Here is a 20,596-nt window from a genome sequence, read left to right as displayed (position 1 = left end):
GGCTCAGCATGACGTTCTGAGTAATCGTTCAACCCTTCCCCCGTTTACCCCAACAACGGCTTCACCCGCTCACCCAGCAGCTCAATGGCGCGCAGGAGCTTTTCAGGGGCCAGGTCGGCGTTGTCCATCTGAAAGGTGACGCGGCTTACGCCGCCCAGGGCTTCGGCGTGGCGCCGGATCTTGGCGGCTACTTCCTCGGGGTTGCCCACCAGCAGGGCTCCGCGCGGGCCACGCTGGGCTTCGAAGTGGCCGGGCGTGACGGGCGGCCAGCCCCGCTCCCGGCCAATGCGGGTGAAGGTGCGGGCGTAGCCGGGGTAGTAGTCGGCCACGGCCTGCTCGGTGGTTTCGGCCACGTAGCCCAGGGAGTGCAGGCCCACTTGCAGCTGCTCGGGCGCAAAGCCGGCCTGCTTGCCAGCCTCCCGGTAGAGGTCCACGAGGGGGCGGAAGCGGTGGGTTTCGCCCCCAATAATGGCTACCATCAGCGGCAGCCCCATGGCCCCGGCCCGCACAAACGACTCGGGCGTGCCGCCCACCCCGCGCCAGATGGGCAGCTGCGCCTGCATGGGCCGCGGGTACACGGCCTGCCCCGTGAGGGCCGGCCGGAACCGCCCGCTCCAACTCACCTGCTCCTGGTCGCGGATCTGGAGCAGCAACGCCAGCTTTTCTTCGAACAAGGCGTCGTAGTCGTGCAGGTTCAGGCCGAAGAGCGGGAAGGCTTCGGTGAAGGAGCCGCGGCCCACTACCAGCTCGGCCCGGCCGTGGCTGAGCAAATCGAGGGTGGCAAACTGCTGGAACACCCGCACGGGGTCGGCGGCGCTGAGCACGGCCACGGCGCTACCCAGCCGGATGCGGCGGGTGCGGGCCGCCGCCGCACCCAGAATCACGGCCGGGGCCGAGTCGAGGAACTCCCGGCGGTGATGCTCCCCGATACCGAAGAAATCCAGGCCTACCTGGTCGGCCCGCTCAATGCGCTCCAGGAGCTGGCCCAGGGCCGTGGCGTTGTCGGAGGCGGTACCCCCCGTAGGGGCCGCGGCGAAGCTGTCGATACCAAGCTGCATAGGTAGGGAGTTGTCGATTGTCAGCGCTAAAGCTACTGCCTGGCAACTGACAATGCGCGGGACGATGTCGAGATACTAAGTATTGCGTCTCGCCATCGTGCATCTGCTCACAACGCCAGTAGCGCAAACCGCACGGCTCGCGCTACTGGGGCTAAAAGTTGTGGCTAGCCGTGGTTTCGGGAATGATAACCACGTAGTCGTAGCCCAGGATGGTGGCTTCGAGCTCCGGGTTGGCTATTTTCAGGCCTTGGCGCAGGATGGCCCGGCGCAGGGGGCGCACATCGAACACCTGCCAGGGCCCGGCGGCGGGGGTAGCGGCGGCGAAGGGCTTGATCATGTCTTCCTCGGCGTAGGAATACGGCGCCACGTTCTTGCTGAAATCGTCGGGGTTACTGCCGCCGTTCTGGATTCCCTGCTTGCCGATAACAAAGATGTGCAGGCTCTTTTGGTCGTGTACGTCGGCCAGATTCATGGCCAGGTTGCCCACGTCGTACATGTCGCCCCAGATGCTGCGGCCCCGCCCGGCGTGGTAGGCGCCGAACTTGAACAGCATGGGCGGCAGCGGCTGCCCGGTGGCGGTGTAGGGCTGCAGCTCCTGCAGCAAGTTGCTCTTCATCAGGTTGATGCGGGCCCGGTGGGCGCCGGGCTGGCCCGCCGCGTTGGTTTTGAAAATGGCGGAACTGGCTTCAAAATCCTGCAGCATCTGGCGCACCTCCAGGCTTTCGGTCCGGGTGAAGGCGCGCAGGCTGTCGAGGGTGGCGGGGCGGATGGTATTGACGGTGGTGTGCTCGTAGGAGCCCAGTAGCATATCGGCGCGGTCCTGGGCCTGAAACTTGGCGGCCAGGCGCAGCAGGTAGGCTTTGGCCTTCTTGCTTCTCACCTGCTCTGCCATAAGGCCGAACAGGCGGCCGGGGGTGGCCCCGCCCACCTGCTCCACCCCCACGAAAGCGGCATTCTGCGCCCGTAGCGTCCGGGCCAGCTCAAACTCCTCCACCCAGCTGTAGAACGACAACTCCATGGGATGCTGCCGGGTGAAGGCAGTGGGCAGGCCGGGCTGGGCAGCCAGGCGGTGCAGGTCGCGGGCCTGGTACTTGTCGATTTCGGCCACGTATACCTTCGGCTTGAGCACCTGGGCTACGGCCTGGGTAAACAGCGGCACCTGGGCCATGCCGTGACCTTCGCCCACCAGCACCAGCGTACTTTTCTCGATATCCTGGCGCAGCTTTTCCCAGCCGGAGCCGCTCAGTTGGGTGGCGGTTGGGGTAAGGGGAAACTGGTTTTTGACCAAGAGACGCTGGAAAGCGGTATCGGGCGCGGCGGGAGCCGTCTGGGCCTGGGCGGGCAGGCTGAGCAGGCCAGCCAGGGTCAGGCCGGCGGCCAGGCGTAGGCGACGGGTGGTAGCGGCGGCAGGAACGAAACAGAGCGGGAGGCGGAAGGAGCAGCGCATGAGCGAAGATTTAGTTGGCGAGCGGTAGATTCTGGAACAAAGAAATTCCGGAGCTTTAGGCTCCCGAAGTTTCTTCGACCAAGCGCGGCCCCCACACCACCAAAGCCCGACTTGGTCTGCCGTTTTGCTATGCCTGAATCTGATTTGGGGGCCGCCGGGCGCTGGCCGGTCCTGGGTGCCCGCACCACTACCCTGCTGCTGCAGGCACTGCTGTGGCTGGTGCTGGCCGGGTTCTACGTGGCCTGGAACCGCCGCCCCAACTTCCATTTCGACGGCCCCATCTGGCCGCTGGTGGGGCTGCAGATGGGCTACGCAGTGCTGCTGTTCAATGCCCTAGTGTACCTGATTATTCCGCGCTGGCTGCTGCGCGGGCACTACGGCCGGGCCCTGCTGGGCGGGGTAGCCCTGCTCTATGCCTTTCAGTTCTGGATGTATGCCGGCACCCGACTGGCCGAAGCGTATGCGCCGATTTCGCCGGGGTTGCGGCGCACCCTGCACGGGTTTTACGTGGAAGGGTTCCGGGCCGCGCTCCTCAGCCCTGGGCAGCAGCTGAACGTGTTTTTCGGGCTGCTGGCCATCTGTCTGTTTCCGGTGCTGATCAGCTTTCTGGCCTACGCGCTGGTGGTAGACCGCCGCCGGCTGCAGCTGGAGCGCAACCACCTGCGCCTGGAGCTGGGCTACCTCAAGTCGCAGATCAACCCGCAGTTTCTGTTCCACACCCTCGGCAGCCTGCACCAGCTCACCCGCACCCGCGACGCCCGCGCCCCCGATATGGTGCTGCACCTGGCCGACCTGATGCGCTACACGCTCTACGAAACCGATACCGAGCGGGTGCTGCTCAGCCGGGAGCTGGAATTCCTGGCCGATTACCTGGCCCTGGAGCGTCTGCGCCGCCCCGCTACCGTGCGCATCACCCACGAAACCACCGGCCTGCCCGGCCCGCAGCAGCTGGCGCCGCTGCTGCTGCACCCCTTGCTGGAGCGCCTCTGCGCCGGCCTCGACGCCGCCCCGCCCGGCACCGCCGTCACCCTGCACAGCACCGTAGCGGTGCAGCCCGCGGCCGTAACCTTCACTCTTACCCGCACCAGCGCCGCGGCCCTGCCCCTCACTTACCGTCCCGATGCGGCCGTGCAGGCCGCCCTGCGCCGCCTGGCCCTGCTCTACCCTGGCCGGCACACCGTGGCTCTCACCGAAGATGCCCACCGCGTGCACCTGCGCCTCCACCTCCAGCTCCCGCCCGATGCGCCTGCTTCCCGCTGATACCCGCGCCCGGGCCAGCCGGTTTTTCGCCACGCCGGGCGGCCGGCTGCTGCGGCACGCGGCTTGGTGGCTGCTGTTTGTGGGCTTTGAATACTACGTGTTCCGCAGCTTCGGGCAGCCGCCAGTGGTAACCTGGGCCTTTGTACTGAAGGATACGGTGGCCACCATGGGCAGCTACTACTTCTTCGCGGAGGTACTGCTGCCGCGCGTTTTGCTGCGGCGGCGCTGGCTGCTCACGGCTCTGGGGCTGGTGGCCATTTACTACTTCTGGGCGCTGTGCTCCTACGCCTGCTACGCCCTGCTGGACCGCGCCGGTCTGATTTCCGCGGACCTCTACAGCTACGCGCACCGCTTCCTCGACGGCAGCTTCTGGGCCGGGGTGTTTTCGTGGCGCAGCGTGAGCATGGGCCTCAACGATTTTGCCGTGACGGTGGTGCCGCCTATTCTGCTGCGCTTCCTGCGGTTTGTGCTCCACAGCAGCAACCACAGCCTGCGCCTGGAGCGCGAAAACCTGCACCTGGAAGTGAATTTCCTGAAAGCCCAGGTGAATCCGCACTTCCTGTTCAACACCCTCAACAACCTGTACATGATGGTGGTGAAGCAGGACAAGCGCGCCCCCGATATGGTGCAGCACCTCACCCAACTGCTGCACTACACGGTGTTTGAATCGGAGGCGGCGCTGGTGCCGCTGGCGCGGGAGGTGGAGTTTCTGGAAGCGTACCTGCAGCTGGAGCGGCTGCGCTACGGCCAGAAGGTGCGCATCGACTACCAGCAAACCGGGCAGCTGGCGGCCTACCGCGTCACGCCGCTGCTGTTCTTTCCCTTCGTGGAAAACGCCTTCAAGCACGGCGTCGATAGCAGCCTCGATGCCTCCTGGGTGGCCATTTCGCTCACGGCCGCCGAGGGCTGGCTGCACTTGGAGGTGCGCAACAGCTACAGCCCTCAGGCCCCGCGCCGCGAGGTGGGCGGCGTGGGCATTGCCAACGTGCAGAAGCGCCTGGCTCTGCACTATCTGCCCCAGGACTACCAGCTCCACCTCGTCCAGGACCCCGAAACCCACACCTACCACGTAGTGCTGGCCCTGCGCCTGGCTTCGGCCGCCGCCGCGGTTTCCGCCGGGGCTTCCCTCCTGCCCATCTCCCCGACTTTATGATTAACTGCCTGATTATCGACGACGAGCCTTTTGCCCGCGAGCTGCTGCAGGGCTACGTGGCCCAGATGCCCGGCCTGCACCTGGTAGCCAGCTGCGAGCATGTTTTCGAGGCCCTGGAGGTGCTCCGGCAGCAGCGCATCGACCTGCTGTTTTCCGACATCAACATGCCCCAGGTCAACGGCCTGGAGTTCATTCGCTCGTTGCACAATCCGCCCTACGTCATCTTCGTCACGGCCTCGCCCCACCACGCCCTGGAAGGCTACGAGCTCGACGCCCTCGATTACGTGGTGAAGCCCGTGTCGTTTCCGCGCTTTATGAAGGCCGTGAACAAGGCCCTGGCCGTGGTGGGCAGCCGCCCGCCCGCCCCGGTGGCTGCCGCGCCGCAGTTTCTGTTCGTGAAGGAGGGCCACTCCCTGCGCCGGGTGCTGTTCGAGGAAATCTACTACATCGAGGGCATGAAGGACTACATCCGCCTCGTGCTCAAAAATCAGATGATCATCACTTACCTGCGCATGAGCCGGGTGGAAGACCAGCTACCGCCCAGCCGCTTCATCCGCATCCAGAAGTCCTACATCGTGCGCCTCGACGCCATCCGGGCCATCAGCGGCAACGAGGTAGAACTGTACGACCTGCCCGAAAAGCTGCCCGTCGGCAAGCAGTACAAGGAGGCTCTGCTGGCGCAGTTCGGGCTATAGAGGTTCGTTCGTTGTTCCGAGCAGTCCGCGGAATCTCGCGGGCTGTGCGGAATGACATTCTAGGGAAACCATGTTGTGCAACCGCCGCCCCGGTTTCCGGGTTATCTTTGCGCTTTGCATCCGCACTTTCTTCGCTGATTATATCCCATGGCACCCATTACCAAAGAAGCCGTCCTCAAGGCCCTGAGCTACGTGGAGGAGCCCGACCTGGGCAAAGACCTCGTCACGCTCAACATGATTGAGGACGTGCAGATTACTGGCCGCACCGTTTCCTTCACGGTGGTGCTTACCACCCCGGCCTGCCCCCTCAAACAGCTCATCCACGATGCCTGCGAGCGGGCCATCCACACGATGGTGGACGCCGAGGCGGAGGTGGTGATTGTGATGACCTCGCGCGTGACCACTATGCGCCAGAACCGCGACCTGCTGCCCGGCGTGAAAAACATCATTGCCATTGCCTCGGGCAAGGGCGGCGTGGGCAAAAGCACCGTCACGGCCAACCTGGCCATTGCCCTGGCGAAAACCGGCGCCAAAGTGGGCCTCGTCGATGCGGATATCAGCGGCCCCAGCATGCCCCTCATGTTCGGGGTGATGAACGAGCGGCCCCACGTGTTCCAGGGCCCCGACGGCAAAAACTTTATTCAGCCCGTGGTGGCCCACGGCGTGAAGCTGATGAGCATTGGCTTCCTGGCTCCGGCCGAGTCAGCTATTGTGTGGCGCGGCCCCATGGCTTCCTCGGCCCTCAAGCAGTTTATCACGGAAGTAGACTGGGGCGAGCTGGACTACCTGCTGCTGGACATGCCTCCCGGAACTTCCGACATTCACCTGACCATGGTGCAGACGGTACCCGTAACCGGCTCACTCATCGTGACTACCCCGCAGGCCGTAGCCCTGGCCGACGCCGAGAAGGGCCTGCAGATGTTCCGCCTGCCCCAGATCAACGTGCCGGTGCTGGGCATTGTGGAAAACATGGCCTGGTTTACGCCCGCCGAGCTGCCCGATAACAAGTATTATATCTTTGGGGAAGGCGGCGGCGTGGCCCTGGCCGAAAAGCACCAGGTGCCGCTGCTGGGCCAGATTCCGCTGGTACAGAGCATCCGCGAAAATGGCGACCTGGGCACGCCGGCCATCCTGCAGGAAAACACGCCCTCTGCGGTAGTGTTCGCGCAGCTGGCCGAAGACCTGGCCCGCCAGGTAAGCATCCGCAACGCCATGGCCCCGAAAACCAATGTTGTGGAAATGAAGTCGTAGCCAGCAGCACGTGAGCAACAGACCGTCCTGCTTCGCCTTCGCGGACGCCAGATGAAGCAGGACGGTCTGTTGCTCACGTGCTGCCCTTCACGCCTTTCCCTGAACTTCTGCGCGTTCCGGCCGGTTTACTGTTTGCGTCAACCGAATGCCCTACCTTTGTGGCCGTAGCCCCGCTGCTGATCTTCCGAAAGCTGCGGCCTCAGCCTATATTTCGCTTAATTCATCGATTCATGACACTATCTGCCGCCGTAGAAGCCCATCCGCTCCTGCCCCGCATCGAACAGGCCCTGGATACCATCCGGCCCTATCTGGCCGCCGACGGGGGCAACGTGCGCGTGCTGGACATTACCCCGGATATGGTGCTCCGCCTGGAGCTGCTGGGCGCCTGCGGTACCTGCCCCATGTCGCCGATGACGCTGAAAGCCGGCGTAGAGGAATCGGTAAAGAAAGCCGTGCCCGAAATCCGCGCCGTGGAAGCCGTGAACCTTACGCCCATGAGCGAGCAGCCCGCCGGCCAGACCGGCCACCCCGTGTCGCCCACCCCGGTGCCCACTCCACAGTTCTAAAACCGCGTTCAGTTTCTGCCGCCGCGCCCCGCTCCTACCGGTTTTCCCGGCAAGAGCGGGGCGCGGTCGTTTGGCAGCGCTGCGCGGCACCGGGCGGTTAGTCTTCTGCCGGGAGCAGCAGCACCGGCACCGGGCACTCCCGCAGCAGCTGGGCCGTGACGCTGTGGTGAAACAGACTACCCAGCAAGCTGTGACGCCGCGCCACTACTACCACTACATCGGCTGCCTGCCGGCTGGCTTCCTGCAGTATACCCTCGGCTACGTTGCTTTGCGCCACCGTATATACCTTGCCTACCGGCAGTTCATCAACCAGGCTATTTACCCGGATGGTCTCTAGTACCGCGCCCGGGTCGGCGGATGCTGCCTCAGCGCCGGCTACCTGCACGGCCGCCAGGGTGCCCGCAGTAGCGGCCAGCAGCTGCCGCAGTACATCTGGCTGGGGAAACAACCGAAATGGTTGCCCGTCGAGGGCCAGCAGGAAGCGCCGGGGTGGAAATACGTCCCACCCTACCGTTGGCACCACCAACAACGGGTAGGGAACATGACGCAACAGCTCCAGGGCAGTGGCAGTAATTTCCTCCGGCGGCACGGTAGAGGCCCCGGGCTGGCCCAGCACCAGCAACAGCGGCTGGTGCTGGCGCACGGCGGCAGCCACCGCCTCGGGTAGCAGCTCCCCAGAAATGTCGACCTCAGCTGGCACGGGCTGCTCTGCCGCCAACTGCTGCAATGCCTGGGTAGTTTGACGCTCTCCCTGCCAGGTATGCAGGGAAGAGTACGTTTCCGGGGCCAGCAGACCGTCATGGCGCACGTGCAGCAGCACCAGTTGGGCGTGCAAGGGCACGGCCAACCCGGCCGCGTAGGAAAGGGCACGGTTGGAAACGGCAAAAAAATCGGTGAGCACAACGAGCGAGGGTGCCATGACAATGGGGATGAGAGGAGAAAAAGGACCAAAGGCGGCCAGTTTTCCGGGGGCTGCCGGCCCGGACACTAGCTGAACCCGCAGGCGGCGTGGGCAGAAGCCAGACCGGCGCGTTGGGCAAAGCTTAGCGGGCGGGCCGCTGATGGGTGCCGCGCAGGTAAGCGCTGGCCAGGGCCAGCGCGGCCAGCAAAAGGACTGGAAACAAAACCGAGGGCGTGAGCATGACGAAAGGAAGGTTAGGTGAAGGCCGCTGCCGGCCAGGCTGAAGAGCAGGAGCAAATAACGCCTAGCCCATGGGCCAGTGCCTTGATGAGCATTGGCTTATCACATGACTTTTATCACCCTTGCCTTGAGCAGCCCGCGCCCGAACCCCTAGCCTCCGGCGGGAAACAGAGCCCGGCGCAGCGCTTCGTCCCGGCGGTAGATGTCGGGCAGAAAGCGCAGGCGGCCGTTTTCGGCCACGCAGGTGGCATAGCGCACGTGCAGGGGCAGGGGCCGGAGCAGGCGCACGTCGTGCGGCCGCGGCTGGCGGGCGCACTCGGCTTCGGTCGGCAGCTCCACCTGGCGGTGTTCGCGGCGCAGCAGGTAGGCCGCCAGCACCAGGGGCTGCTCCACCCGGATGCAGCCGTGGCTCAGGGCCCGGGTGGAGCGGTTGAACAGCTGGCGCTGGGGCGTATCGTGCAGATACACCGCGTAGGGATTGGCAAACCGGAATACAATGTTGCCCAGCGCATTGTCACACCCAGCCGACTGGCGGATTACGTAGGAAAAGTTGCGCGCCGTGACCTGATGCCAGTTGATGCGGGTGGCATCCAGCGGACGGCCCCGGGCATCGTAGAGGGTAAGACCGTTGCGGGCCAGGTAGCCCGGGTCGGCCCACAGGTGGGGCAGCATTTCCCTGGTGGCAATGGAGCGGGGCACGTACCAGTCGGGGGCCAGGGTAAAGTGGCTGATGCGGCTGCTGAGCGTGGGCGTGGGCGTTTCGGGCTTGCCTACTATCACCCGATGCCGGCGCTGTACCGAGTCCTGGGCGACGAGCTGAAGCTCATAGGCCGGAATATTGATGAAGATGTAGGCTGAGTCGGCCGGCAAGGCATCCCAACGCCACCGCTCCAGGTTGAGGGCTGCCTGCTCGTACTGCCGGCGGTGCCCGTTCACCGAATCGGGCGCGACAGGGCGGGCCAGCCACCGGGCCAGCGCCTGCTGTAGCTGCCGGTATTCGCGGTGGGCCGGCTGGCCGGCCAGCATAGCCGCGGGTACTGCCCCGGTCGGACTAGCCGCCTGCAGGGCGGCCCGCAGCTCCAGGGCCGGCTGGCGGGACTGGCCCGCAGCGGTTTCCGCCGCCGAAAGGGTGTATGGGCGCAGGCGCCCGCGGCTGACGTCCCGCATAAAGCGCAGCACGGCATCAGTCAGATATACTTCCAGCCGGGCTTGCTGCCAGGGCCGCCGCTCCGGCACCACCCGGCGGAAAAGCGAGTCGCGCAGGCCCCGCAGCAGTGGCGTGTGGTACCCCTCCGGGGGCAGGCCATGCGCGGCGGCCCCGGCCAGCACCGTTAAGGCTGCCCGTGCCCCTGGGGTAGTGCTATCGGCCGGCACCGTCCAGGCTGGCTGATACGTGGAGCCGTAGAACGTGCGCACCAGGGAGCCGGCCTGCAGCTTCAGTCCTTGGTCGCGGGCACCCGCGGTGCCGCTGCGGGTGGTGTCGAGCAGGGCTTGGATGAGGGACGACACGGCTGGCTCCGGGGAAAGCGGGCGGGTTACTCCGGGCCGGGCCGGCGCCCCGGCGCCAGAAGAGGCCGGCACACAACGCGGCAAATTCAGGAGCGGCAAAAAACACCAGCAATACCGCAAAACAACGGAAACAAGCACGGCCAGATGGAAATTAAACCGGTGAAATGACTAGGGTGCTACGCGGCAACTACAGCTCGTGCGCGGCGGGCTCGTTACGGGCCCAGGCCGCCAGGCTGGCGGCCGTGGTGGTGGCAATGTTGGTGAGGGCCTCGCGCGTGAGAAACCCCTGGTGCCCGGTGATGAGCACGTTAGGGTGGTTGAGCAGCGCCGCCAGCAGCGGGTCGGGCGCGTCCCGGGAATGGTCGGCGAAGAACAGCCCTTTTTCGTGCTCATACACATCCAGCCCCAGGTAGCCCAGGTGCCCGGACTGCAGCGCCGCCAGGGCGGCGCGGGTGTCAAGCAGGCCACCCCGGCCCGTGTTGATGAGCATGGCACCCGGCTTGAGCAGGGCCAGTTGCGAGGCGGAAAATAGGTAGTGCGTGGCCGGCGTCAGGGGCGCGTGCAGGCTAATGATATCGGCGGCCGCACACAGCTCGGATAATGACACGTACCGCAGGTGGTAGCGCCGGATCAGCTCGGGGTCGGGGGCCAGGTCGTGGGCCAGCAGGTGGCAGCCGAAGCCGTGCAGGATGCGGGCCAGCACCCCGCCAATGCGGCCGCAGCCCACCAGCCCCACCGTTTTGCCATGCAAATCAAACCCTACCAGCGAGTCGAGACGAAAGTCGGCTTGGCGGGCCTGGGCATCTGCCCGGCGGAGCTGGCGGTTCAGGGCCAGCATAAGAGCCACGGCGTGCTCGGCAATGGCATAAGGGGAATACTCGGGCACGTAGCTCACGCGCAAGCCCAGGCGGCGGGCCGCCTCCACATCTACCTGGTCGTGCCCAGCGGCCCGCACGGCCACGTAGCGCACACCCAGGGCGGCCAGCTGTTCGAGCACGGCAGCATCGGCCGTATCATTGGTAAACAGGACCACGGCCTCCGTGCCCCGGGCCAGCTCCACCGTGGCCGGGCCCAGGGCCTCCGTAAGCCAGCGGACGGAGTGGTCTTCGTCCAGGGCTTGGCTCAGAAAGGGTAGCTCGTAGCCCCGGACGCTGTAGATGGAAACCTGCATGACGCTAAAGGTAAGGGCTGCGGCAGTTGGCCGGGTGCGAAAAACCCACCCCCACCCGGCAGCCCCCGAAAATAGCAGGACGTTTCGCCAGCCGTCTGCCGCTAAACCAACCCGGCTCCGGCAGCCTGCGGCTCGCATAGGGGCCCGGCTCAACATCAAAACGCATCATATCTTTCTGAATTTCAGCAGAATGACTCCTAGTACAGTAATACCCGCCTGCGCCTAAGGGGCGGGGCAGGCGGGCGGCATGATAAAAGTCATGCGCAAAGCTGACCTTCGGCATGCTCCGGCAAGAGGTAAGCATGGTCCTTTGTGGCAGACCTTCACCTTATCCCTGCCATGGTTGCTTCCTTGCTCATCCTCACCGACTTCTTTCAGGCAGCCGACCGTGCCCTGGACTACGCTAGCAACCTGGCGGGCGAAATCGGGGCCCGGTTGGTGCTCCTGCACGTGCGCCGCGACTCGGTGCTGGACCCGGAAATGTTCACCGGACAGCTTTCCAACCTAAGCCAGGAAGCCATTGCCCTGGCCCTGAATAGCGTAGCCGGTAACCTGGCCGTGCCCGTGGTGGCCGAGGTAGGCCACGGCCAGGTGGCCTACGCCCTGGCCGACGCCGTGAGCCGTCACCACCCTACGCTGGTGGTCCTGGGCCGCCCCGATTATTCCGACCTGCCCGACGAGCTGATTCAGACCACTTCGCTGGATATTCTGCGCACGGCCCCCTACCCCATGCTGGTGGTGCCCCATACCCTGGTTACAACCACGCCCCCGCGGCGGGTGCTGCTGGCCGTGGATGGGGAGTCGTTTTCCCTGGGAGCCCACGCCGGGGCTATCCGCCACCTGCTGGCGGCCTTGCACGCGGAGCTGACCATCGTGCACGTAGCCCCCGTAGCGGCCGCAGAAGCCGCGCCCGACCCGGCCATCTGGGATTCGGCGGTGCAAACGGGCCTGGCCGTGGAGCTGCCCAAGGCGGTGCGCACCCGCACGGTGGTGCACCACCACCCCGGTGAGGGCATTCTGCAGGCGGCCCGGCCCGAGGATTTCGACCTGGTGATGGTGGTAGCCCGGCCCCGCAGCTTTTTGGGCCAGCTGTTTCATCACAGCGTCACGGCCCACGTGCTGCTGCACAGTGCCCTGCCGGTGCTGGTGCTGCCCGCCACCGAATAGCTCCACCCGCCTATCCCCTGCTGACGTCACCTTTCCCCCAAAACCCACGCATATGTTGCCTCTCACCATGAAAGCCGCCGTGGCCCGCGCCTACGGCCAGCCGCTGCAAATCGAACAAGTGCCGGTGCCTCAGGTCACGGCTGGCCGCATTTTGGTAAAAGTAGCAGCCTGCGGGGTCTGCCATACCGATTTGCACGCCCTCAACGGCGACTGGCCCGTGAAAGCCACCCTCCCCCTGATTCCGGGGCACGAAGGCGTGGGCACCGTGGTGGCCGTGGGGGAAGGCGTGACCCAGGTAAAAGAGGGCGACCGGGTGGGCATCCCGTGGCTGTACACGGCCTGCGGGCACTGTGAGCACTGCTACTCGGGCTGGGAAACGCTGTGCCCCAGCCAGCAGAACACGGGCTACTCGGTGCAGGGCAGCTACGCGGAGTACGTACTGGCCGACCCCGCCTACGTAGGCCTGCTTCCCGATTCCCTGTCGTTTCAGCAGGCGGCCCCCATTCTGTGCGCGGGCGTGACGGTGTACAAAGGCCTGAAGGAAACCGAGGTAAAGCCCGGGCAGTGGGTGGTTATTTCCGGTATCGGGGGCCTGGGCCATCTGGCGGTGCAATACGCCAAAGCCATGGGCATGCTGGTAGCCGCCGTGGATGTGCAGGAAGACAAGCTGCGCCTGGCCCAGAGCGTGGGCGCCGACCTGGTGGTCAACGCCGCCACCCACGACCCGGTGGAGGTTGTGCAGCAGCAGCTGGGCGGGGCCCACGGCGTGCTGGTGACGGCCGTGTCGCAGGCGGCCTTTGCCCAGGGCGTGGGCATGCTGCGCCGGCGCGGCACCCTGGCCCTGGTGGGCCTGCCCCCGGGCGGCTTCGACCTGAATATTTTTGACGTGGTGCTGGCCCGCAAAACCGTGCGGGGCTCCATTGTGGGCACCCGCCAGGATTTGGTCGAAAGTCTGGCGTTTGCCGCAGCCGGCAAAGTGCAGGTGCACTTTCAGACCGAACGGCTGGAGAACATCAACCAGGTGCTGGCCGACCTGAGCGCGGGCCGGATTAACGGCCGGATTGTGCTGGACATGGAGGCCTGATTTTTCGGGCCCTAAGTGAAAAATCCCCGAGTGATTTGGAGCGCATGGTCCATCTCACTCGGGGATTCTTCTGTGCAAAGCCCGTAGCCGTCGGTTTGAAAACTAGTCCCGCCGGGAAGGCAGCCTCCGGCGGCTGCGGAAGGGGTTAAAACTCTACGATAAACCCGATGGTAGGCAGTACGGTCGCGTCGCTGTTGTTGAGCAGCGTGGGCACGGCGTTGGCGCCGTCTTCGCGCACGGGCTGGCCGTCGGTGGTCACGAAGCCGGAGTTATCGGCGGTGCGCTGGAAGGTGTAGCTCTCGGCGGCGGGCGTGGGCAGCACAAAGGCATTCTGCACGTCCAGGAACAGGTCGAGCGTGACGCGGCGCCAGTTGATTTTCTTGTCGAGGCGGAAATCAAACTGCTGAAAGCTCTTCAGGCGCTGGGTATTCAGCTGCGAATAATCGAGCACGCCCTGGCCCAGGGTGAGGTAGTTCTGCTGGGAGGCCGCCGCATCGAAGGGCGTGTAGGGCGCTCCGCCGGCGAAGCGGTACTTCAGGCCCATTTCCCAGCCCCGCTTAAACTTGCGCCCCAGCAGCACCGAGGCCAGGTGGCGGGTGTCCCAGGCCGAGGGACGGTAGCGGCCATCGCCCCCGCTGAACTCGCTGCGGAACAGCGTGTAGGAAGCCACGGCAAACAGGTTGTTGGTGAGTTTCTGCTGGAAAAAGAACTCCCCCCCAAAGGCCCGGCCCCGGCCGGTGCTCGTCACGGCCTCGTTGCCCAGGGCGGCAAAGTCGCCGCCCAGGTTGGCCAGGCTGATGCCGTCCCGCACGCTGACGGGGTAATGGTCGTACTGCTTCCAGAAGCCTTCCAGCGTGAAGCGGGTAGCCGGGCCCGGCAGCCACTCGGCCCCGGCTACATAGTGCGTGCTGCCGATATAGCGGTTCGATTGGTTGACCTGGCGGCCGGCGGCGTCGCGGAAGCCCAGCAGCGTGGAGGGCGGGATTTTGTAGTAGCGGCCCACCGAGGCGTTCAGGTTCCAGCGCGGAGCCAGGGCGTAGGAGGCCGAAAGGCGCGGCGAGAACGTGCGCAGCAGGTTGGCGCCCTGCTCGGTGAAGGTGTTGCCATCGGCGCGCACCCCGGCCGAGAGGGTGAGCCGGTCGCCGGGCAGGAAGGGCCGCGTGAGCTGGGCAAACACCCCGAAGCGGGCAAAGTCGAGGTCCGTTTGAAACCGCACGTCCACGGCGGGCTGTTGCTCGGTGCCATCGGGAGCCAGCACGGCCCGGCGCAGGCGGTTGAAGTAACGGGAGTCGTAGTGAATCAGCTGGCCCACGGCCCCGTAGGCGTACTGCCACTTGCCCACCGATTTGTTCACGTCGGCGCGCAGCTTGGTTTCGGTTTCGCCGGAGCGCGTGAGCAGCACCCGCCGGCTTTCGTCGCCGGCAAAGGCCGTACCGCCCTCAAACCGGTCCAACTGGTTGTCGAGCTGGGTGCGGCTTAAGGCCACGTTGAGGTAGCCCCGGTCCAGCAGCTGGCGCAGGGATACGCCCAGGGTATAGTTCCACTGGTCGATGGTGGGCGTGTTGCGCAGGGTGTACTCACTTTCGGGGGACGCCTTTTTGGGCACGGCCAGTTCGAAATGGTCGATGGCCCCTACGCCCAGGGCCGTGAGGGTGGTTTTGGGCGAGAGGCGGGTGCTTACCTTGAACTGGGCATCCCAGTAGTTAGGCCGGATGGGCAGGTCGAGGGCCTGGAACAGCAACTGCAGGTAGGAGCGGCGCACCGAGGCCAGGAAGGTGGTGTTTTTGGCCAGGGGCCCTTCCAGCGTGCCGGCCACTTCGGTGCCGCTCAGGCGCACGTTGCCCTGCACCCGCTCGGGGTTGCCCTCCCGCTGCCGAAACTGCAGCACCGAGGACAAGGCATTGTCGTAGCGCGCCTCGAAGGCGGAGGTGCTCAGCGTTACCTCCTCAATAAACGACACGTTGAGTAGGCCTGTGGGGCCGCCCGAGGAGCCCTGGGTCTGGAAGTGGTTGATAACGGGCACTTCAATGCCGTCGAGGTAATACACGTTTTCGTTGGGCGCCCCACCCCGGATGATGATGTCGTTGCGGAAGCCGGCGGTGCCACCCGCGCCCCCGCCGCCCACGCCGGGCAGGGTTTGCACCACCTTCGAAATGTCGAAGTTGCCGCCCGGGTTGCTCTTGATTTCCTCCACGCTCAGGCGCTGCACGCTCAGGGGCGTTTCGGCGGTAGCCACCCGCACGGAGCGGTTGGCCGTTACCTGCACTTCGCCCAGCTGCTGGGCCGCGGGCGTCAGCTCCAGGCTCAGGATGTTGGCGTTACCGGAGCTGATGACCACGTTTGCGCGCAGCAGCGGCTCGTAACCCAGGAAAGACGCCCGCACGTTATAGCTGCCCGTGGGGATATCCGTCAGCCGGAAACGCCCCTCCGCGTCGGTGGCCGTACCCAGGGAGGTACCCTCCAGCACCAAGGTTACCCCGGGCAGGAGCTGCTGGGTGCTTCGGTCGCGCACGGTGCCGCCCAGCACGCCGGTGGCCTGACCGAAACCGGCCGTACTCACCGCCAACAAAAGAAAAAACAGACAGTAGCGAATTAGCATGACACCCGACTTTATTTGTTTGATATCCTCCTAACTTCGCTCAGCCAGATATGTTTTCATACTACTTCCGATTTCTTCACACTTTTTGCCTTACTACCTTGTTGCTTGCGTGTGATGGATTATTCATTTCTTAAAGAGCTGCTGGACCAGGTAGCGGCGTACGAGCAAGCCAGACCGGCTACCCCGGAACGCGCTACGCTGGCCGACTTCAGTGCCTGGCTGCAGGCCCAAACGGCCGGAACGCCGCCCGTGGCGCCTACGCCTCGAGCTACAGTCACGGGCGCACCGGCCATGTCGGTAGAGGCCGAGATTGGCCGCTTGCTCATTTTCCTGAACCGCTACGCCCGCTCCTACATCCGGCTGGGGCTGGCGGGCACTCCCCTGCTCACGGCCGACGATTTTTCTTACCTGGCCACGGTGCTCGGCCACCAGCCCCTGACGAAAACCGAGATGGTGGCCCTCAACGTGCATGAAAAAGCCTCGGGCACCGAGGTGATTAAGCGCCTGCTGGCCCGCGGCCTGGTGCAGGAGCAGCCCCACGCCACCGACCGCCGCCGCAAGCTGCTCACGCTCACCGAAGCGGGCCGGAGCGTGCTCTGGCAGGTATTTGGGCGCATGGAGCAGGCCTCCCAGCTCATTGCCGGCGACCTTACGCCCGTAGAGCGTCGGCAACTGCTGGCCTTGCTGGAAAAGCTGCACGCTTTTCACCACCCCATCTACACGGCTCCGCGCCCGGAAAGCTTCGATCAGCTGCTCCAGTGGCTACCCACCCCGCCCGAGGCCTAAGGCGACGCGTTGTGTTTAAGTGCTTCTAACCGCTCCCTGTATCAGCCAGCCGCCCCAGTTCGGCAGGTTCGCTTAAATCTATACAGCAACGCCCCGCTCCTGCCGGTTTTCCGGTTGGGACGGGGCATTATACTTGTTTGGTTAACCGTTTGCAGCTTGGCGAAGAAGCAGAATTCGAAGCATTTAAGTATCTGCCATCACAAAACTTCATTTAAGCGCTGAAACCGCTTTTTGGCCAACGCCTGTTAGCGGCAGTAGTTATTGTCTCGGTTAATGTTTATGTCATTTCGTTACTCACTCCCCCCTCATTATCTAAGTCAAGTTGCCCAAAATTATCTTTGACAATTGGTTTTTTATCAAACGTCACAGGGATGTTAAATGGATTACCAAACAAGTTTGTCCCATTGTGAAATTTATTGTTGCTAATTATCACTTCGTTTTCATACCAACAATCAAAGAAGTTTACAAAGCCTTTGAATTCGTTATTCGTAATAATAAGAGGGTTGCCTATCTTATTATGTCCGCCAGCTTGAAAGTCCAAATAATTGTCAAATGTGCAATTATCAACTATCAGACCGCCTAAAAAGTATGTAAAAACGAATTGGCATTTTTTGAAATGGCAGTTTACAAGTCTCACAGGCTTGTCGAAATGAGTGACACTACCCGAAAAATATTCTATAATACAATTCTCAAATACAACTTCTTTCTCCCAAGTATCATTTGTTTCTATTTTAATTTCTCCGTCAATATAAAAGTCAATTAAATTTAGTCCGTCTTTTAGCAAGTCAGTCGCTTTTTCGGCTGATATGTTATGTGTAGGATGTGTTATCATATTATTATCATTAACATTTATATCCCCAAAACCAAATCCCTTCCCGGTTTCGGCAATAGCTCCAACGGGTATCCTCTAACCGAAACAAATCCTCCCGTAACGCCTGCAGCAATACGTGGCGGGAGCTACGGCCGTAAGATAGCGCCTTCATAGGATTCCACCTCCCGGCTGCATTCCGCCGCCGCCACTACCTTTGCCCTTGCTACTACCAACCACCCTTCCCGAATGGCTAACCCCAACGACCCCGCCCTGCACTCCTGGATTGATATTGCGCCCGGCAGCGACTTTCCCATTCAGAACCTACCCTTTGGCGTGTTCGAAACCGAGGAGCGCGGCCCGCGGCTGGGGGTAGCTATTGGCGAGTACGTGCTGGATTTGTACGCCGTAGCCCAGTTCGGCTTTTTTGATGACCTGGAGCTGGGGGCCAAAATGCCCAAGGTGTTTCGCCGCCGTTCCCTCAACCAGTTTATTGCCCTGGGCCGGCCGGCCTGGCGGGCCGTGCGCCAGCGCGTTTCGGAGCTGCTGCGCCACGACAATACCGCTCTGCGCTCGGATGAGGTGATGCGGGAGTGCCTGTTGCGCCAGCAGGAAGTGCAGATGCTACGCCCCGTCAAACCGCACAACTACACCGACTTCTACAGCAGCATCGAGCACGCCACCAACGTGGGCATCATGTTCCGCGACCCGGCCAACGCCCTGCTGCCCAACTGGCGCCACATTCCCATCGGCTACCACGGGCGGGCGTCGTCCATTGTGGTGTCGGGCACGGATATCCGGCGGCCCAACGGCCAGCGCAAGGCTCCGGATGCCGCCGCGCCCACGTTTGGCCCCTCGCAGCAGCTGGACTTTGAGCTGGAAGTAGGCTTCATCGTCGGCAAAAGCACCCAGCTCGGCGACACGGTGCCGGTGCAGTACGCCGAAGACCACATCTTTGGGCTGGTGCTATTCAACGACTGGAGCGCCCGCGATATTCAGAGCTGGGAATACGTGCCGCTGGGGCCGTTCCTGGGGAAAAGCTTCGGCAGCAGCGTGTCGCCGTGGGTGGTCACATTAGACGCCCTGGAGCCCTTCCGGGTGGCGGGCCCCGTGCAGGAGCCGGAGCCCCTGCTCTACCTACGCCAGCTGGACAAGCACAACTTCGATGTGCACCTGGAAGTCGCCATTCAGCCTGAAAACGGCCCGGAGACTACCGTTTCGCGCACCAATTTCGGGCTGATGTACTGGAGCATGGCCCAGCAGCTCACGCACCAGGCTTCCAATGGCTGCAACCTGGAAGTGGGCGACCTGTACGCCTCCGGCACCATCTCGGGCCCCACGCCCGACTCCCTGGGCTCGATGCTGGAGCTGGGGTGGCGCGGTACCCGCCCCGTGCCCCTGGCTGACGGCTCGGAGCGCAAGTTCCTGCTGGACGGCGACCGGGTAACCATGCGCGGCTACTGCGAAAAAGACGGGCTGCGCATTGGCTTTGGCGAAGTAACGGGCAAGGTGCTGCCGGCGGCGCAGGGGTAACCTCCTGCCAGGCCTATCGGGAGTAGAAGTTACTTCGGTATCCCATCCCAGCCCGTTCCCTGGCCCATTTGCTTGTACCCAGAAGATGTCGCGCCTCGGGCCGAAGGCCATGGGCGGGAGTGCGCGGCGCCAGAGTCACCAAAACCTGTTTTTGCACTTTTTCTACATATACACCAGCCCCATGCTGATTCGAGTGGGGCCGGTGTAAAATACGGGTACTTGACTTTCCCCGGCAAACAATGCCCTAAGGGGTTTGTTGGCATGTCACCACTCTTCATTCGCAGCCTGGCAGCTGGCTTATTTCAATATTAAATAAAATATTCATCTCATTATATTCAAAGTTATCTACGTTCATTTCTAATAGCCTTGCTAAGGCATTTACGCCTTTCTTACCCTGGCCGGCTTATTCGGCAATAGAACTATATCTTTGCGCAGCTTTTCTACACTTGACTTAAGTACTGTTTCTCATGACATCTCTTCTGGTTAAGCCAAGTGCGCTGCCCTCGGGGGTAAAGAAAAAAGGCCTGAAACGCTACTGGCCCGGGCTGGTAGCGGCCGTGGTGCTAGCCGTGGGCACTTTTCACTACTACAACGTGGATAAGTCGCTCACGCACGAGGACATCACCTACATTGAGAAATTCCTGCGCACCTCACCCGAGCCCAAAGCGGCGCGCCTGTCGTACGCCGAGCAGCTCAGCCTGCTGCAAAGCGTCCAGCACGCGGTAATGGCCCGCACCGAGCTGGCCGAAAGCATTCCGGTGGCCCAGTCCCGGGAACCCAAAGATTTATATCTCAGCCAAAAAGGCCTTTGCTACTCGCGCAGCCGCGTGCTGGAAAAGATCTACATGAGCCTGGGCTTCAAAACCCGCCATGTCTCCGTTTATGCCGATGTTCCTTCCACTCCTCTCTGGAAGGAGCTGTTTCGGCCGGGCTCCCCAAGCCACGCAACGCTGGAAGTGCTGACGGCGAAAGGGTGGATGATTGTTGACTCCAACATTCCCTGGCTGGCCGTGGATAAACAGCGCCGGCCTTATTCTTTCGAGGATTTAGCGGCCCTGTCGGAGGCTGGCCAGCACGTGCGCTGGGCTATGCGCCTCGAGCCCGGCTACGACGAGTTCTACAACGGCAAGTCCTTTTACGTGTACGGCCTGTATTCCCGCCACGGGCAGTTTTATCCGCCTTACACGCGCGGCGTGCCCGACTACAATGCCCGGGAGCTGCTCTACAATCTGTAGCAAGGCCCACCCCATTCCAGGTAGTACCCGCCCCGCGCCTCCGCCAGCGCGGGGCATTTTTTTGGTTGCCGGGCGCAGCACCTGCTGTTGACCCAGCAAGCCTTATCAAGTATATAACTAGTAGTCAACACAC

The 20,596-nt window shown here is 63.3% G+C and carries 17 protein-coding genes; 10 read left to right on the top strand and 7 right to left on the bottom strand.

From position 1 onward, the window contains the following. Positions 1–44 precede the first annotated feature (44 nt). Both HER32_RS19705 and HER32_RS19700 read right to left on the bottom strand, forming a co-directional pair. The gene (locus HER32_RS19705; protein ID WP_168683102.1) at positions 45–1,058 is read right to left on the bottom strand and encodes an LLM class flavin-dependent oxidoreductase; all 1,014 of its coding nucleotides are present in this window, start codon (positions 1,056–1,058) and stop codon (positions 45–47) included. Between the two features lie 151 nt (positions 1,059–1,209). Then, the gene (locus HER32_RS19700; protein WP_168683101.1) at positions 1,210–2,505 is read right to left on the bottom strand and encodes a hypothetical protein; all 1,296 of its coding nucleotides are present in this window, start codon (positions 2,503–2,505) and stop codon (positions 1,210–1,212) included. Between the two features lie 129 nt (positions 2,506–2,634). Here HER32_RS19700 and HER32_RS19695 point away from each other — a divergent pair, with 129 nt between their 5' ends. The 5 genes from HER32_RS19695 to HER32_RS19675 all read left to right on the top strand — a co-directional run bounded on the left by HER32_RS19695 (position 2,635) and on the right by HER32_RS19675 (position 7,430). Beyond that, positions 2,635–3,765 (top strand): histidine kinase, encoded by a 1,131-nt coding sequence (locus HER32_RS19695; RefSeq protein ID WP_168683100.1) that lies wholly within the window; start codon positions 2,635–2,637, stop codon positions 3,763–3,765. Beyond that, positions 3,746–4,918: a sensor histidine kinase gene (locus HER32_RS19690; protein ID WP_168683099.1), complete on the top strand. Its 1,173-nt coding sequence runs from the start codon at positions 3,746–3,748 to the stop codon at positions 4,916–4,918. The genes HER32_RS19695 and HER32_RS19690 overlap by 20 nt, the downstream gene beginning before the upstream one ends. Then, complete coding sequence (locus HER32_RS19685; protein WP_149071561.1) at positions 4,915–5,613, top strand: LytR/AlgR family response regulator transcription factor; 699 nt, start codon at positions 4,915–4,917, stop codon at positions 5,611–5,613. Before HER32_RS19690 ends, HER32_RS19685 begins: the two co-directional genes overlap by 4 nt. A 147-nt stretch (positions 5,614–5,760) precedes the next feature. After that, entirely contained in the window at positions 5,761–6,864 is a 1,104-nt protein-coding gene (locus HER32_RS19680; RefSeq protein ID WP_149071560.1) for an Mrp/NBP35 family ATP-binding protein, read from the top strand. 230 nt (positions 6,865–7,094) lie between these two features. Beyond that, positions 7,095–7,430 carry a NifU family protein gene (locus HER32_RS19675; protein WP_149071559.1) on the top strand — a complete coding sequence of 112 codons (336 nt, stop codon included), beginning with the start codon at positions 7,095–7,097 and terminating at the stop codon, positions 7,428–7,430. Between the two features lie 97 nt (positions 7,431–7,527). Here HER32_RS19675 and HER32_RS19670 read toward each other — a convergent pair whose 3' ends face one another. The 3 genes from HER32_RS19670 to HER32_RS19660 all read right to left on the bottom strand — a co-directional run bounded on the left by HER32_RS19670 (position 7,528) and on the right by HER32_RS19660 (position 11,251). Next, a complete protein-coding gene (locus HER32_RS19670) occupies positions 7,528–8,349 on the bottom strand; it encodes a universal stress protein (RefSeq protein WP_168683098.1) in 822 nt (273 codons plus the stop codon). A 372-nt stretch (positions 8,350–8,721) separates the two neighbouring features. After that, a complete protein-coding gene (locus HER32_RS19665; protein ID WP_149071557.1) occupies positions 8,722–10,152 on the bottom strand; it encodes a murein L,D-transpeptidase in 1,431 nt (476 codons plus the stop codon). Between the two features lie 115 nt (positions 10,153–10,267). Further along, entirely contained in the window at positions 10,268–11,251 is a 984-nt protein-coding gene (locus HER32_RS19660; RefSeq protein ID WP_168683097.1) for a 2-hydroxyacid dehydrogenase, read from the bottom strand. Between the two features lie 339 nt (positions 11,252–11,590). On the opposite strand from HER32_RS19660, the gene HER32_RS19655 reads away from it, so the two are divergent. Together HER32_RS19655 and adhP are read left to right on the top strand one after the other, a co-directional pair. Further along, positions 11,591–12,418 carry a universal stress protein gene (locus tag HER32_RS19655; protein ID WP_168683096.1) on the top strand — a complete coding sequence of 276 codons (828 nt, stop codon included), beginning with the start codon at positions 11,591–11,593 and terminating at the stop codon, positions 12,416–12,418. A 52-nt stretch (positions 12,419–12,470) separates the two neighbouring features. Continuing rightward, the gene (gene adhP, locus HER32_RS19650) at positions 12,471–13,502 is read left to right on the top strand and encodes an alcohol dehydrogenase AdhP (protein ID WP_197748852.1); all 1,032 of its coding nucleotides are present in this window, start codon (positions 12,471–12,473) and stop codon (positions 13,500–13,502) included. Positions 13,503–13,647: 145 nt separating this feature from the next. Here the strand turns inward: adhP and HER32_RS19645 are convergent, their stop codons facing one another. Further along, positions 13,648–16,101 carry a TonB-dependent receptor gene (locus tag HER32_RS19645; RefSeq protein WP_168683095.1) on the bottom strand — a complete coding sequence of 818 codons (2,454 nt, stop codon included), beginning with the start codon at positions 16,099–16,101 and terminating at the stop codon, positions 13,648–13,650. Positions 16,102–16,215: 114 nt separating this feature from the next. Between HER32_RS19645 and HER32_RS19640 the strand changes: the two genes are divergently transcribed. Then, positions 16,216–16,887: a MarR family winged helix-turn-helix transcriptional regulator gene (locus HER32_RS19640; RefSeq protein WP_149071553.1), complete on the top strand. Its 672-nt coding sequence runs from the start codon at positions 16,216–16,218 to the stop codon at positions 16,885–16,887. Positions 16,888–17,164: 277 nt separating this feature from the next. On the opposite strand, the gene HER32_RS19635 is transcribed toward HER32_RS19640, so the two are convergent. Then, a complete protein-coding gene (locus HER32_RS19635; protein ID WP_149071552.1) occupies positions 17,165–17,719 on the bottom strand; it encodes a hypothetical protein in 555 nt (184 codons plus the stop codon). Positions 17,720–17,944: 225 nt separating this feature from the next. On the opposite strand from HER32_RS19635, the gene fahA reads away from it, so the two are divergent. Both fahA and HER32_RS19625 read left to right on the top strand, forming a co-directional pair. After that, positions 17,945–19,228 (top strand): fumarylacetoacetase, encoded by a 1,284-nt coding sequence (gene fahA / locus HER32_RS19630; RefSeq protein ID WP_168683094.1) that lies wholly within the window; start codon positions 17,945–17,947, stop codon positions 19,226–19,228. Between the two features lie 467 nt (positions 19,229–19,695). Next, the gene (locus HER32_RS19625) at positions 19,696–20,463 is read left to right on the top strand and encodes a hypothetical protein (protein ID WP_149071550.1); all 768 of its coding nucleotides are present in this window, start codon (positions 19,696–19,698) and stop codon (positions 20,461–20,463) included. Positions 20,464–20,596: the final 133 nt, after the last annotated feature.

It is taken from the genome of Hymenobacter sp. BT18, assembly GCF_012273015.1.
Classification (GTDB): Bacteria; Bacteroidota; Bacteroidia; order Cytophagales; family Hymenobacteraceae; genus Hymenobacter; species Hymenobacter lutimineralis.
This window is presented reverse-complemented; position numbering and strand designations above follow the sequence as displayed.

Bases quoted from the DNA above. Each gene is read 5' to 3' on its own strand.
- HER32_RS19705 (WP_168683102.1), bottom strand. From the start codon at position 1,058: ATGCAGCTTGGTATCGACAGCTTCGCCGCGGCCCCTACGGGGGGTACC.
- HER32_RS19700 (WP_168683101.1), bottom strand. From the start codon at position 2,505: ATGCGCTGCTCCTTCCGCCTCCCGCTCTGTTTCGTTCCTGCCGCCGCT.
- HER32_RS19695 (WP_168683100.1), top strand. From the start codon at position 2,635: ATGCCTGAATCTGATTTGGGGGCCGCCGGGCGCTGGCCGGTCCTGGGT.
- HER32_RS19690 (WP_168683099.1), top strand. From the start codon at position 3,746: ATGCGCCTGCTTCCCGCTGATACCCGCGCCCGGGCCAGCCGGTTTTTC.
- HER32_RS19685 (WP_149071561.1), top strand. From the start codon at position 4,915: ATGATTAACTGCCTGATTATCGACGACGAGCCTTTTGCCCGCGAGCTG.
- HER32_RS19680 (WP_149071560.1), top strand. From the start codon at position 5,761: ATGGCACCCATTACCAAAGAAGCCGTCCTCAAGGCCCTGAGCTACGTG.
- HER32_RS19675 (WP_149071559.1), top strand. From the start codon at position 7,095: ATGACACTATCTGCCGCCGTAGAAGCCCATCCGCTCCTGCCCCGCATC.
- HER32_RS19670 (WP_168683098.1), bottom strand. From the start codon at position 8,349: ATGGCACCCTCGCTCGTTGTGCTCACCGATTTTTTTGCCGTTTCCAAC.
- HER32_RS19660 (WP_168683097.1), bottom strand. From the start codon at position 11,251: ATGCAGGTTTCCATCTACAGCGTCCGGGGCTACGAGCTACCCTTTCTG.
- HER32_RS19655 (WP_168683096.1), top strand. From the start codon at position 11,591: ATGGTTGCTTCCTTGCTCATCCTCACCGACTTCTTTCAGGCAGCCGAC.
- adhP (WP_197748852.1), top strand. From the start codon at position 12,471: ATGTTGCCTCTCACCATGAAAGCCGCCGTGGCCCGCGCCTACGGCCAG.
- HER32_RS19645 (WP_168683095.1), bottom strand. From the start codon at position 16,101: ATGCTAATTCGCTACTGTCTGTTTTTTCTTTTGTTGGCGGTGAGTACG.
- HER32_RS19640 (WP_149071553.1), top strand. From the start codon at position 16,216: ATGGATTATTCATTTCTTAAAGAGCTGCTGGACCAGGTAGCGGCGTAC.
- HER32_RS19635 (WP_149071552.1), bottom strand. From the start codon at position 17,719: ATGATAACACATCCTACACATAACATATCAGCCGAAAAAGCGACTGAC.
- fahA (WP_168683094.1), top strand. From the start codon at position 17,945: ATGGCTAACCCCAACGACCCCGCCCTGCACTCCTGGATTGATATTGCG.
- HER32_RS19625 (WP_149071550.1), top strand. From the start codon at position 19,696: ATGACATCTCTTCTGGTTAAGCCAAGTGCGCTGCCCTCGGGGGTAAAG.